The sequence below is a fragment of the Porcibacter vitabionis genome (assembly GCF_046263795.1).
Lineage (GTDB): Bacteria > Bacillota > Clostridia > Lachnospirales > Lachnospiraceae > Lachnocurva.
Map to the genome: position 1 here is coordinate 95,213 of NZ_JBJYZD010000003.1, position 12,857 is coordinate 108,069.

General features: G+C 48.7%; 9 protein-coding genes and 1 pseudogene. 5 read left to right on the forward strand and 5 right to left on the reverse strand.

Annotation, left to right across the window (positions count from 1 at the left end):
- Window positions 1-7: 7 nt before the first annotated feature.
- From ACKX2L_RS03660 to tet(40), 5 genes are all read left to right on the forward strand, one after another.
- A complete protein-coding gene (locus ACKX2L_RS03660; protein WP_497552635.1) occupies window positions 8-2,275 on the forward strand; it encodes a glycogen/starch/alpha-glucan phosphorylase in 2,268 nt (755 codons plus the stop codon).
- A 147-nt stretch (window positions 2,276-2,422) separates the two neighbouring features.
- Window positions 2,423-4,219: a GTP-binding protein gene (locus ACKX2L_RS03665; RefSeq protein WP_497552636.1), complete on the forward strand. Its 1,797-nt coding sequence runs from the start codon at window positions 2,423-2,425 to the stop codon at window positions 4,217-4,219.
- Window positions 4,220-4,862: 643 nt separating this feature from the next.
- Window positions 4,863-6,782 (forward strand): tetracycline resistance ribosomal protection protein Tet(W), encoded by a 1,920-nt coding sequence (gene tet(W), locus ACKX2L_RS03670; protein ID WP_497550333.1) that lies wholly within the window; start codon window positions 4,863-4,865, stop codon window positions 6,780-6,782.
- Window positions 6,783-6,832: 50 nt separating this feature from the next.
- A complete protein-coding gene (locus ACKX2L_RS03675; protein ID WP_497550332.1) occupies window positions 6,833-7,600 on the forward strand; it encodes a class I SAM-dependent methyltransferase in 768 nt (255 codons plus the stop codon).
- 41 nt (window positions 7,601-7,641) lie between these two features.
- Window positions 7,642-8,862, forward strand: coding sequence for a tetracycline efflux MFS transporter Tet(40) (gene tet(40), locus ACKX2L_RS03680; RefSeq protein ID WP_497550331.1), 1,221 nt, complete (start codon window positions 7,642-7,644; stop codon window positions 8,860-8,862).
- A gap of 142 nt (window positions 8,863-9,004) precedes the next feature.
- Here the strand turns inward: tet(40) and ACKX2L_RS03685 are convergent, their stop codons facing one another.
- From ACKX2L_RS03685 to ACKX2L_RS03705, 5 genes and pseudogenes are all read right to left on the reverse strand, one after another.
- Window positions 9,005-9,145: a Maff2 family mobile element protein gene (locus tag ACKX2L_RS03685; RefSeq protein ID WP_003505404.1), complete on the reverse strand. Its 141-nt coding sequence runs from the start codon at window positions 9,143-9,145 to the stop codon at window positions 9,005-9,007.
- 67 nt (window positions 9,146-9,212) lie between these two features.
- A complete protein-coding gene (locus ACKX2L_RS03690) occupies window positions 9,213-10,994 on the reverse strand; it encodes a VirD4-like conjugal transfer protein, CD1115 family (protein ID WP_002604483.1) in 1,782 nt (593 codons plus the stop codon).
- A pseudogene (locus tag ACKX2L_RS03695) lies at window positions 10,991-11,459 on the reverse strand (PcfB family protein). Before ACKX2L_RS03695 ends, ACKX2L_RS03690 begins: the two are co-directional and overlap by 4 nt.
- Window positions 11,460-11,495: 36 nt before the next feature.
- Complete coding sequence (locus tag ACKX2L_RS03700; RefSeq protein WP_002604485.1) at window positions 11,496-12,440, reverse strand: DUF6017 domain-containing protein; 945 nt, start codon at window positions 12,438-12,440, stop codon at window positions 11,496-11,498.
- A gap of 128 nt (window positions 12,441-12,568) precedes the next feature.
- Window positions 12,569-12,787 carry a hypothetical protein gene (locus tag ACKX2L_RS03705; RefSeq protein WP_002604486.1) on the reverse strand — a complete coding sequence of 73 codons (219 nt, stop codon included), beginning with the start codon at window positions 12,785-12,787 and terminating at the stop codon, window positions 12,569-12,571.
- Between the last annotated feature and the right edge of the window lie 70 nt (window positions 12,788-12,857).

The window sequence follows — 12,857 nt, forward strand, 5'->3', positions numbered from 1 at the left end:
TTATTAGATGGAAGAGAAAATCAATCAGCTGTTGAAAGATCGCTGCGGAAAGGATCTGGACAACTGCAGCAAAGAAGAACTATTTGATGTTCTGATGCAGCTAACCAAGGAAAAAATGGCAGAAGAGCCGGCAGTCTCCGGAGACAAGAAGCTCTATTACATCTCCGCAGAGTTTCTGATCGGTAAGCTTTTGTCTAACAACCTGATTAACCTGGGACTCTATGATGAGATCAATGAGATCTTAAAGAAGCATGGAAAAGAAATTGCCGACATCGAGGAAATCGAGCCGGAGCCATCTCTTGGCAATGGTGGTCTTGGTCGCCTGGCAGCATGCTTTTTGGATTCCATCGCCAGCCTGAATCTTCCGGGAGACGGCGTCGGCCTGAATTATCATTACGGTCTCTTCCAGCAGAAGTTCGAAAATCATCTCCAGCATGAAGTGAAGAATCCCTGGATCACCAAGGACAGCTGGCTGACCCGCCGGGAAGATGTGCATTTCGAGGTACCTTTCCGGAAGGCAACCGTCACTTCCAGTCTGTATGATATTGCAGTTCCCGGTTATGAGACGGGAAAGGTAAACCAGCTCCATCTTTTCGATCTGGATTCCGTCAATGATCAAATCGTCGGTGAGGATTCCATCGATTTTGATAAGACAGATATCAAGGAAAATCTGACTCTTTTCCTCTATCCGGATGACAGCGACGACAATGGCCGTCTCTTACGGGTATATCAGGAATATTTCATGGTCAGCAACGCAGCCCAGCTGATCCTTATGGAGTGTAAGGAGAAGGGCTATGACCTCCATGAATTGGACAAGCATGTAGCGATCCAGATCAATGATACCCATCCTTCCATGGTGATTCCGGAATTGATCCGCCTTCTGCAGAAGGAAGGATTCACTATGGATGAGGCCATTGATCTTGTGACAAAGACCTGTGCTTATACCAATCATACGATCCTGGCAGAGGCCCTGGAGACCTGGCCTATGTCTTACATGGAAGCCGTGGTTCCCCATCTTCTTCCCATCATCCGCGAACTGGACAATCGTGTCCGCTCTAAGGTCACTGACCGGTCGACCTATATTATCGACGATGAAAACCGGGTACATATGGCCTTCATGGATATCCATTACGGTCACAGTGTAAATGGTGTGGCAAAGCTTCATACCGAGATCCTCGAAAATTCCGAGCTGCATAATTTCTATCAGCTCTATCCGGAAAAGTTCAATAATAAGACCAACGGTATTACCTTCCGCCGCTGGCTGGTGCACTGTAATCCGGAGCTGGCCTCCTATATCACTTCCCTGATCGGCGATGATTACAAGAAGGATGCCATGAAGCTTCAGGATCTGATGAAATATGTGGATGATCCGGAAGTTCTGAAGAAACTCGGAGAAATCAAACATGAGAATAAGGTCCGCCTGGCAGAGTATATGAAGGCAAATCAGGGACTTACCATCGATCCGGATTCGATTTTCGATGTTCAGGTCAAGAGACTGCATGAGTATAAGCGCCAGCAGATGAACTGCCTCTACGCGATCCATAAGTATCTGGAGATCAAGGCAGGGAAGAAACCGTCTACACCGATCACAATGATTTTCGGTGCCAAGGCGGCACCGGCCTATGTCATTGCTAAGGACATCATTCATCTGATCCTCTGTCTGCAGGATCTGACTGCAAATGATCCGGAGGTAGCTCCTTACTTCCGTCTGGTCATGGCAGAGAACTACAATGTGACCTATGCCGGAAAGATCATTCCGGCAGCAGAGATCTCAGAGCAGATCTCACTGGCCAGCAAGGAAGCCTCCGGTACTTCGAACATGAAGTTTATGCTGAACGGAGCTGTGACACTTGGAACCGAAGACGGCGCCAATGTGGAGATCCATCAGCTGGTTGGCGATGACAATATCTATATCTTCGGTAAGGATGCAGATACCGTCGTAAAGCTGTATGCAGAAAGCGGCTATCATCCCGGAGATTACTACAAGGATCCGGAAATTAAGGAACTGGTAGACTTTATTGTCGGGGATGAATTAAGGAAGATCGGTAATGCAGAGAACCTGGAGCGTCTCCACCATGAGCTGATCAGTAAAGACTGGTTCATGACCCTTCTGGATCTGAAAGAATACATTCAGGTCAAGGATCAGGTCTACGAGGATTACAAGGATCAAAAAGCATGGAACAGAAAGGCACTCGTTAATATCGCCCATGCCGGATTCTTCTCATCCGATCGTACCATCGCCCAGTACAATGACGAGATCTGGAAGCTGAAATAAGTGAAAGAATAGACCTTAATTAAAATCTCCCGGGAAAGACCGGGAGATTTTTTTCGCACTTTTTTCTTTGAATCGATCGTAAATGACAGAAAAAACTGTTATCATTTTTGAAGTAGAATGACTTGAAATTTTTATCGGAGGTATCGGATGGAGAAAGCAGTCATCGGTATACTGGCACATGTGGACGCCGGAAAGACAACCCTTTCCGAAGCCATGCTCTATGAATCCGGGAGCATCCGAAAAGAGGGCTCCGTAGATTCCAAAACCAGTACTCTGGACTATGATCCCATCGAGACAGAACGGGGCATTACAGTATTTTCCTCTCAGGCAGAGCTTTCGATCGGGGACTTACATCTGTCTCTTCTGGACACCCCGGGCCATGTGGACTTCTCCGGAGAAATGGAGAGGACCCTGTCGGTCCTGGATTATGCCATCCTTCTGATCTCCGGCCCGGCCGGCATTCAGAGCCATACCCGTACCCTTTGGGATCTTTTGAAGAAATACCAGCTTCCGGTCCTTGTCTTCGTCAATAAAATGGATCTTGTACGAGACAAGGGCAGGGGTGAGATCATGGATGAATTACGGGAGGAACTGTCGGAAAACATGATTCCCTTCCCGGAAGGTTTTGAAGAGCAAGTGGACTGGGCCGAGGAAGTGGCAACAGGAGATGAGAAACTACTGGAGTCCTATATGGAAACCATGAAGATCGACGGGGACCTGCTTGCTTCTGCCGTGAAGGAAAGGCATATCTTCCCGGTCGTCTTCGGGTCTGCCCGAAGCCATGAAGGAGTAGGAAATCTCTTTCGGGTCCTTTCAGCGATTGTTCGAACACCTGCTTATCCGGAAACATTCGGGGCAAGAACCTACAAAGTTACACGGGACGAGAAAGGGAACAGGATCAGCTTTCTGAAGATCACCGGTGGCTCCCTGACTCCGCGAACGGAGATCACTCCAGGTCCTGTCAAGGTAACGGAACTTCGAAAATATCAAGGCAGTCGATATGAAACCGTATCTCTTGCAAAAGCGGGAGACCTTGTTGGGATACCCGGGCTGACCGGCTCTCTTCCGGGCATGGGCTATGGATTTGAACCGCAGGAAAAGAGGCCGAGTCTGACTCCGGTCTTTCGGTACAGGGCAGTTCCGGAAGGCACTGCATCCAGTCACAGCCTTCTTGTGGCCTTAAAAGAGATCAATGAGGAAGACCCTTTGCTAGATGTCGAATGGACCAGAGAGACGGATGAGATTCATCTTCGTCTGATGGGCCCCATTCAAAAAGAGATCCTGACCCGAAAACTTCAGGACCGGTATGATCTGGAGGTCAGTTTCGATCAGGGAGAGATCCGTTACATGGAAACGATTCGCGAGCCGGTGGAAGGACATGGACACTTTGAACCTTTACGGCATTTTGCAGATGTAAGGCTTCGCCTTGAACCCTTAGAAGCGGGGGAAGGCATTTCCTGCGAAAGCATCTGTCCGACGGACGTCCTGGAAGAAAATTACCAGCATCAGATCTTAAGGACCCTGCGAAGCGGCCGCCTGACGGGGGTTCTGACCAATTCCGGCCTTACGGATCTCCGCTTTGTCCTTGTATCCGGAGCTTCTCATAAGAAACACACCGTCGGAGGCGACTTTCGAAAGGCAACGGAACTCGCGGTAAGAGATGCCCTCCTTCGGGCGACCAATGTCCTCCTGGAACCCTATTACCGCATCCATCTTACGGTTCCACAGGATAAAATCGGCCGGGCCCTGAATGACTTAAGCCGAATGAAAGGAAAAATCGAATCCCCCAGTCAGAACGGTGACAGCTGCATGATCGAAGGCTTTGTGCCGGTCTCTGAACTTGGAGATTATCAGGCCCAGGTCAATTCCTATACCGGAGGGCTCGGCAGGCTTTCCATGGAGCCGGGCGGTTATCTCCCCTGTCATAATGCTCATGTACGGTAAAGAAGCAAGCAACCGAAAACAATAGATAGACCGCCAGCACTACACTATTCCGAACCAAAGACCAAAAGATAAGCATTTTGAGAAAATCTAAACTTTTGGATTTTCCTACAATGCCGACTACGGCGGAATCCCTCCCACTCCTTATATATTTCTTTCTGTATACATTGAATTTGTATTTAGTAAAATGCAGACAACACCACGGATCGGCTTTTGGTTGGACAATTCCAACCAAACACCACAGCAGACAGCAGAAAACATTCTGAACGCTAGGAAGCCGGTATGATTGTTACATATAAGGGGAAGAAAAATTTCTTTTAGGTACTTGCTTTCCTAAAACTGATGTGATACAATGATTTAATCTAGAAAAGGAGTAAAAAATATGCGGCAAGGTATTCTTAAATAAAACTATAATCAAATAGTGGGAACAAAGGATTATGATAGTCCCTTTTGTAGGGGCTTAGTTTTTTGTACCCAATTTAAGAATACTTTTGCCTTATCAATTTTGACATATCCCCAAAAACAGCACTCACAAACAGGTGTATGCTGTATATGTGTATGTCCGCAACTTATAATCCCCAGTGGTAAAAGTATTTTACTGCTGGGGATTTTTATGCCCTTCGGGCTGTAAAAGGAGGACAATCACATGAAAATAATCAATATTGGCATTCTTGCCCACGTAGACGCAGGAAAGACGACCTTGACGGAGAGCCTGCTATATGCCAGTGGAGCGATTGCGGAACAGGGAAACGTGGATAAAGGGACTACAAGAACAGACACCATGTTTTTGGAGCGGCAGCGTGGGATTACCATTCAAGCGGCAGTCACTTCCTTCCAGTGGCACAGATGTAAAGTTAACATTGTGGATACGCCCGGCCACATGGATTTTTTGGCGGAGGTGTACCGCTCTTTGGCTGTTTTAGATGGGGCCATCTTGGTGATCTCCGCTAAAGATGGCGTGCAGGCCCAGACCCGTATTCTGTTCCATGCCCTGCGGAAAATGAACATTCCCACCGTTATCTTTATCAACAAGATCGACCAGGCTGGCGTTGATTTGCAGAGCGTGGTTCAGTCTGTTCGGGATAAGCTCTCCGCCGATATTATCATCAAGCAGACGGTGTCGCTGTCCCCGGAAATAGTCCTGGAGGAAAATACCGACATAGAAGCATGGGATGCGGTCATCGAAAATAACGATGAATTATTGGAAAAGTATATCGCAGGAGAACCAATCAGCCGGGAAAAACTTGCGCGGGAGGAACAGCAGCGGGTTCAAGACGCCTCCCTGTTCCCGGTCTATTATGGCAGCGCCAAAAAGGGCCTTGGCATTCAACCGTTGATGGATGCGGTGACAGGGCTGTTCCAACCGATTGGGGAACAGGGGAGCGCCGCCCTATGCGGCAGCGTTTTCAAGGTGGAGTATACAGATTGCGGCCAGCGGCGTGTCTATCTACGGCTATACAGCGGAACGCTGCGCCTGCGGGATACGGTGGCCCTGGCCGGGAGAGAAAAGCTGAAAATCACAGAGATGCGTATTCCATCCAAAGGGGAAATTGTTCGGACAGACACCGCTTATCCGGGTGAAATTGTTATCCTTCCCAGCGACAGCGTGAGGTTAAACGATGTATTAGGGGACCCAACCCGGCTCCCTCGTAAAAGGTGGCGTGAGGACCCCCTCCCCATGCTGCGGACGTCGATTGCGCCGAAAACGGCAGCGCAAAGAGAACGGCTGCTGGACGCTCTTACGCAACTTGCGGATACTGACCCGCTTTTGCGCTGCGAGGTGGATTCCATCACCCATGAGATCATTCTTTCTTTTTTGGGCCGGGTGCAGTTGGAGGTTGTTTCCGCTTTGCTGTCGGAAAAATACAAGCTTGAAACAGTGGTAAAGGAACCCACCGTCATTTATATGGAGCGGCCGCTCAAAGCAGCCAGCCACACCATCCATATCGAGGTGCCGCCCAACCCGTTTTGGGCATCCATCGGACTGTCTGTTACACCACTCCCGCTTGGCTCCGGTGTACAATACGAGAGCCGGGTTTCGCTGGGATACTTGAACCAGAGTTTTCAAAACGCTGTCAGGGATGGTATCCGTTACGGGCTGGAGCAGGGCTTGTTCGGCTGGAACGTAACGGACTGTAAGATTTGCTTTGAATACGGGCTTTATTACAGTCCGGTCAGCACGCCGGCGGACTTCCGCTCATTGGCCCCGATTGTATTGGAACAGGCATTGAAGGAATCAGGGACGCAACTGCTGGAACCTTATCTCTCCTTCACCCTCTATGCGCCCCAGGAATACCTTTCCAGGGCTTATCATGATGCACCGAAATACTGTGCCACCATCGAAACGGTCCAGGAAAAAAAGGATGAAGTTGTCTTTACTGGCGAGATTCCCGCCCGCTGTATACAGGCATACCGTACTGATCTGGCCTTTTACACCAACGGGCAGAGCGTATGCCTTACAGAACTGAAAGGGTATCAGGCCGCTGTCGGCAAGCCAGTCATCCAGCCCCGCCGTCCAAACAGCCGCCTGGACAAGGTGCGCCATATGTTTCAGAAGGTAATGTAAAGATACATAATCGTCAAGACGGCAACAATCAGAAGTTATGGAGGGTAACAATGGAATGTAGTAAGGAAGATTTAATGGAAGCAAAAAAGCAAATTTGGGGAGTGGGAGAGAACATGGGAACAGAGGAAAGTAAAAAAATCTGGGAGGAGAACGCACAATTTTGGGATAATGCAATGGGTGACGAATCTAATGAATTTCACAGAGAGGTAGTGCGTCCCAAAGTAACGGAACTTCTATCTCCTAATCCTGCGGATTACATTTTGGATATTGCGTGTGGCAATGGAAATTATTCTTCGTATCTTGCACAAAGAGGCGCTTCGGTTGTCGCTTTTGATTACAGCAAAAAAATGATAGAATTGGCTAAAAGACGGCAATCACAATATGCAAAACAAATTGAATTTTGTGTGGCGGATGCGACCGATAGAAAAAGTATATTAGAATTAAAAAGAAATCGAGCCTTTACGAAAGCAGTTTCTAATATGGCAATTATGGATATTACGGATATTGAACCACTTCTTATGGCTGTTTATGAACTGTTGCAGGAAAGCGGAATTTTTGTCTTTGCAACGCAACACCCTTGTTTTGTCACGTTGACTGAAAAATATATGACACCGCACAGTTACTATGATATAGCGATTGAAGGGCAACCGAAAGAGCAGATTTATTATCATCGTTCCATACAAGATATTTTTAACCTTTGTTTTAGAGCTGGATTTGTCATTGATGGATTTTATGAAGAATGTTTTAAAACCAACAAAGAAATTCCTATGGTAATGATAGTAAGGCTTAAGAAGGTAAAACGTGATAGCTTAAAATAAATTCAAACAACCCACTGATTCGTAAAGGAGAATGTAACTTCATGTTTGCTAAAAATTCAAAGGCATATTCTGTCTACCTGCTGTTCCGATTTGTCTTTTCCCTGGCGCTTTCTATGTCCACAGTGCTGTCCAACGTGTACTACCTGAAGGTGGTGCAGCTGGATGCTTTCCAGCTTGTCCTGGTAGGGACGGTTCTGGAGACCTCCTGCTTTCTGTTCGAGATGCCCACCGGTGTGGTGGCGGATTTGTATAGCCGTCGGCGCTCGGTGCTGATTGGAATGTTCCTCTACGGCCTGGGCTTTCTGATGGAGGGTGCGCTACCGTGGTTCGCGCCGGTTCTGCTGGCCCAGGTTGTCTGGGGTTGCGGTGATACCTTCATCACCGGCGCTCTGGAGGCGTGGATTGCCTCGGAGGAAGAGGACAAACCCATAGACAAGGTGTTCCTGCGGGGCAGTCAAATGGGGCAAATCGGCGGCGTTCTGGGCGTGGTGCTGGGCACACTGCTGGGAAACATAAACCTGCAAATGCCTGTCATCTTTGGGGGCAGTTTGTGCTTGTTGTTGGGGCTGGTGATGGTTCGCATCATGCCAGAAACCAACTTCTCCCCTGCTATTGAGGAACGGCAGGGCTTGCTTAAAGACTTTGTCTGCCTGTTCAAGCTCAACCTGGGCTTTGTGAAAGGCGCACCTGTGTTGCTGGCGCTCTTAGCAATCACACTATGCGGGGGACTTGCCAGTGAAGGCTTTGACCGGCTCTCCACCGCTCATTTTCTGGATGACACGGTAATACCCGTTATCGGGCCGCTGAACAGCGTCACTTGGTTCGGTGTTATCAGTCTTATCGGCAGCGGCTTAGGTATTCTGGCTTCTCAGTTGCTCATCGCCCGCATGGAGAAAAAAGGGACTGTCAGCCGAACCAGTGTGGTCATGTCCACCAGCGCCGGGTATATCCTGTGCCTGGTTCTCTTCGCGGTGGGGCGGAGCTTTTGGTTCATGTTGTTGATGTTCCTGCTGGCGGGGCTTATGCGCACCATCAAGGAGCCTGTGCTGGCCGCCTGGATGAACGACCATGTGGATGAGAAAATGCGCGCCACAGTCTTTTCCACCAGCGGACAGCTGGACTCTTTCGGGCAGATCATCGGCGGGCCTATTGTGGGGCTGGTAGCCCAGCAGGTGTCCATACCCTGGGGGCTGGTCTGTACCGCTTTCCTGCTGTTGCCCGCGCTGTTCTTAGTGCCGGTGGCGGGAAAGAAGCGGGATTGATATGGCATAGTTAAGTTTACTGACGAGCGGGAGATTACTTCCGCTCGTCTTCATTTAGTAGCGCAAAATTTGAGGACTCTTTATTTCCTTATTCGGTATAGCGGAGGCGGCTGTCAATTCGACATAATTTTCTTGTGATACTTTACCGTACATGAGCATTCGCGCCGGGGTTATCGTTGCCGTACCCCTCCATGAGGTTAATGCCGCCCCAAATGCCAAGTCCTGCGCCAAGCGCGATTACCAAAGTCTGCAATACGTCAACTGCGCTGTTGAAAAAATCCATATAAACCTCGCTTTCTGCCGCTAAAACGGCTCAAAAAATGTTGTTGGAAATAAAAATGCCGCCGTTTTTATTCGGCGGCTGCGTCCTCGTCGGACAAATCTATTTCGTATATGTCAAAGGGTTCGTCGGGCTTTACGATTGCCGGACGGGTGGACATATACCGTTCAACGTCAAAAGCGTTTTTCTTGTCGAAGTCGGAAAGGTATTTGTAGTTCGGGTGCTGCGTTATATCGTACTTATCGCTGAAAAAGGGGCGCACGCCGCGCAACTGCAAAATACATTTTCCTCCGTCCATAACTGCGATTTCGTCCTGTGTCATCAACTCTTTTCCCAATTTCTGATAATTGAGGCCATGAGAAACCTGCGTGCCGCGATTTTCGGAAGTGTTGAAACTGTCGATTGTTTCACGTCCCAAGTTCTCCGAAATATCCTTTGCATTTTTCCCGCGCCCTCCCAAAAACAAGGTGCTGTCGGCATTGTCAAGTATGATTTCTGCCGCGTCCTTGTAAATGGCTTTTAGCTGGCTCTGCGATTGCAGAATGATAGAAGCCGAGATTTCCCGGCTGCGGATTGTGGCAATCAATTTTTCAAACTGCGGGATTTGTCCAATGTTTGCAAACTCGTCTAACAGGCAGCGAACATGAACCGGCAGCTTGCCGCCGTATTCGTCGTCGGCCTTGTCGCACAAGAGATTAAATAACTGCGATTGCAGCATAGCGATAACAAAATTAAACGTGCTGTCCGTATCGCTCATAATCAAAAACAAAGCTGTTTTTCTGTCGCCTAACGTGTCAAGTTCTAATTCGTCGTAGGACATAAGATCGCGCAATTCCTTTATATCAAAAGGAGCGAGCCTCGCACCGCAAGAAATGAGGATTGATTTTGCGGTTTTGCCCGCCGCCAATTTATATTTTCGGTACTGCTTCACCGCGAAATGGTCGGGGTCGCGTTCTTCCAAGTCGGCAAACAGCAAATCGACGGGGCTTTGATATTCCTCGTCGTCCTCGCGGGCTTCGCTGGCGTTGATAAGTTCCAACAGGGTAATAAAGTTCATTTCCTCGGCGGGGGCTTCGTACCAGATGTAGCCCACCAACGCGCAATACAAAAGCCGTTCTGCCTTTACCCAAAAATCCTCCGCGCTTTTTTCTCCCTCACCTTTGGTATTCGCTATCAACGTATTTACCAGCTTCAAAATATCTTTCTCGCTGCGGATATACACAAAGGGGTTGTAGTGCATAGATTTTTTGAAGTTAATCGTATTCAGTACCTTAATGCGGTAGCCCGCCCGTTGCAGCAGCTTCCCGCACTCAATCAAAACCGTACCTTTCGGGTCGGTTAAGACGTAAGAGGAATGAAGCTGCATTAGATTAGGTTTGACAAAAAATCTTGTTTTTCCGCTGCCGCTGCCGCCGATCACGACGACGTTCTTATTTCTCGCGTACTTCGGCTGCTTCGGGCGGCTGTTCATGGTAAGCCGTTCCGTCTGCGTCAAAATGATGTTGTTTTGGAAATCCGGGTCTATGTAGGGCTTTATATCTTCGGCGTTTCCCCATCGGGCAGAGCCGTACTCCGCGCCCTTGCGGTATTTCTTCGCGTTTTTCCCTTTGACATAGACTATCAAGCGGATAATCACCGCACCGACAATGCCGACAAGCAAATCCAACGGGTAAACGCTCGGCAAGGCGTTTTCAAAGGCTGCGGAAAATCCTTGTGTGATATTCAGTATCTTTGCAGAAATATCCGCGCCGGGGGCAAGCCGCACCGCCTGTCCGACTTTATCAAAGAGATAGACAAAGAACACATAGGGGATATTCGGAAGTATCAGCTTTTTGTAGTTGATCTGCTTCATATCTCGCGCCCCCTGTCCATTTTCTTTACCTTGTCGCGGGCGGCGTTAAGCTGCTTCGCCTTGTCCTTTGCAGCGGCAAGGGCTTTGCGGATAGAGGGCTTTTTCTCCCGGTTCAGCTTCTTTGCGGAAAACTCTTGAAACGCTGCGGTCATAACGTCCGCGTCCCGGCCTTTGAAAAACACAAGGTAACGGGTCTGCTCGCCCTTAACCTTTTTTAGCGAAAAATCTATGTTGTATTTCTTCGCCGTACTCTCAAAGGCTTTAATATTGCTGTCGGTGATCTCGATGTTGGAAACACCCGCGTTCTGCTTCATAAGCTGCCGCATGGTCTGTTTCCCATGCGCGGGTTTGCTTTTCTGCTCCAAAAACTTTTGGATTGCTTTCTGTAACGCCTGTTCGGTAAGCCGCGCCTTTTCCCACTTTGACGTATAGGGCAATCGTTTTTTGGGTTACTTCCTCCTGCAAGGTATCAACTCCTTTCCCGGTAAAGTGCGGCTATGCTCATTCGCCGCCGTATAAGTCGTGATTGACAAGGGCGGTATAGTAGCTGTCAATGGTACTCGGCGCGTTGAACAGCACCGCTTTTAGATACTGCTTGATGTTGCGCACTTTGGTTGTGTTCTCCCTCATGCAATCCAAAACAAACTCAATATGGCTGCTGTTCAGCTTCAAAAACTTGGATTTCACCAATTCGGCGGGGTAGTCGTCCCCGGCAATACGGATTGTCTTTCGGGCTGTGCAGACGGTTTCCAGCATAAGGTCAACAATCTCGTCCAAACGGTCTTTGTCAATTTTGCAGTTTTGAATGAGATGGTCGTATTCGATATTGTCCTTGATAATCTCCCTGTAAATCTCTACTGCGCTATTGCTTTTCGCTTCCGTTCTTTTCCTTTCCGGCGGCGTAGCCGCTTCGCCATGCGCAAAGGGCAAGGGGTTTAGGGAATGGAAAGGAATGGAATCGGTACTTGATAAATCAGTAATTGATTGTTCTTTACTTAATATATCTTTATTTAATTGCGTTGGATTTTCCAACGTAGGTTTTTCCTGCGTAGGTTTTTCCAACGTTGGATTATCCAATGTTGGATTTTCCAATGTAGGTAAATCCAATATAGGCGGCTGTCCGCCGCTGGTAGCTGCTTCCGGCTCTCGCGGCTGCGGCTGCTCGTATATGACGTAATCTGCGCCCCGCAAGCGTCCCTTTTCGTCGCGCTCCCGGCTGCGCACGATATATCCGGCTTTTTCGAGTTCCTTTACCGCTTCGCGGATTGCGTCGATCTTCTCCCGGTTGATATGGGATAAGCCCGCAAGGGTATAATCCCAATCTTCGGGCAGCGAAAGCATTTGCGACAACAAGCCCTTTGCCTTTAAGGACAATTCCTTGTTTCGCAAGTGGTGGTTGCTCATAACGGTATATCCCGTATTTCGCTCCACTCTGAAAACTGCCATATTTCCTCACTTCCTCTCTTGGTATGCGTGGACAATTAGAAAGCCGTTTTCGGCTGTTTTGGTATTGCAATATGCCCTTTGCCGTTTTCGCGTCTGCAAAGCCGCATGGCACAAGGGCTTTTGACCGTCTATTTGTCCATGCTGGCGTGCGTTTTCCGCGTCCTTTTGCCGGGGCAATAGGGACACTCTTTGAAAACGCAAAACTCATATTTCCACCCGGGGCGGTAGAAACGGCAAGTGCCGCAATCTTCATCATCTCCGGCACAACCGGATTGATAGCGGTCAAATCCCGGCTTCTGCTGCATGAGCAATTCAAACGCCCGCTGCTTGCCCTTTGTGAAATACATTCCGGCTGCACCTCCTTTCCTGCGGGCATAAAAAAACGGCGTTACTTTCTCCCCCAAAGGGGTTAAGGTA

Bases quoted from the DNA above. Each gene is read 5' to 3' on its own strand.
- ACKX2L_RS03660 (WP_497552635.1), top strand. From the start codon at position 8: ATGGAAGAGAAAATCAATCAGCTGTTGAAAGATCGCTGCGGAAAGGAT.
- ACKX2L_RS03690 (WP_002604483.1), bottom strand. From the start codon at position 10,994: ATGAAGCAGATCAACTACAAAAAGCTGATACTTCCGAATATCCCCTAT.
- ACKX2L_RS03675 (WP_497550332.1), top strand. From the start codon at position 6,833: ATGGAATGTAGTAAGGAAGATTTAATGGAAGCAAAAAAGCAAATTTGG.
- ACKX2L_RS03705 (WP_002604486.1), bottom strand. From the start codon at position 12,787: ATGTATTTCACAAAGGGCAAGCAGCGGGCGTTTGAATTGCTCATGCAG.
- ACKX2L_RS03685 (WP_003505404.1), bottom strand. From the start codon at position 9,145: ATGGATTTTTTCAACAGCGCAGTTGACGTATTGCAGACTTTGGTAATC.
- ACKX2L_RS03665 (WP_497552636.1), top strand. From the start codon at position 2,423: ATGGAGAAAGCAGTCATCGGTATACTGGCACATGTGGACGCCGGAAAG.
- ACKX2L_RS03700 (WP_002604485.1), bottom strand. From the start codon at position 12,440: ATGGCAGTTTTCAGAGTGGAGCGAAATACGGGATATACCGTTATGAGC.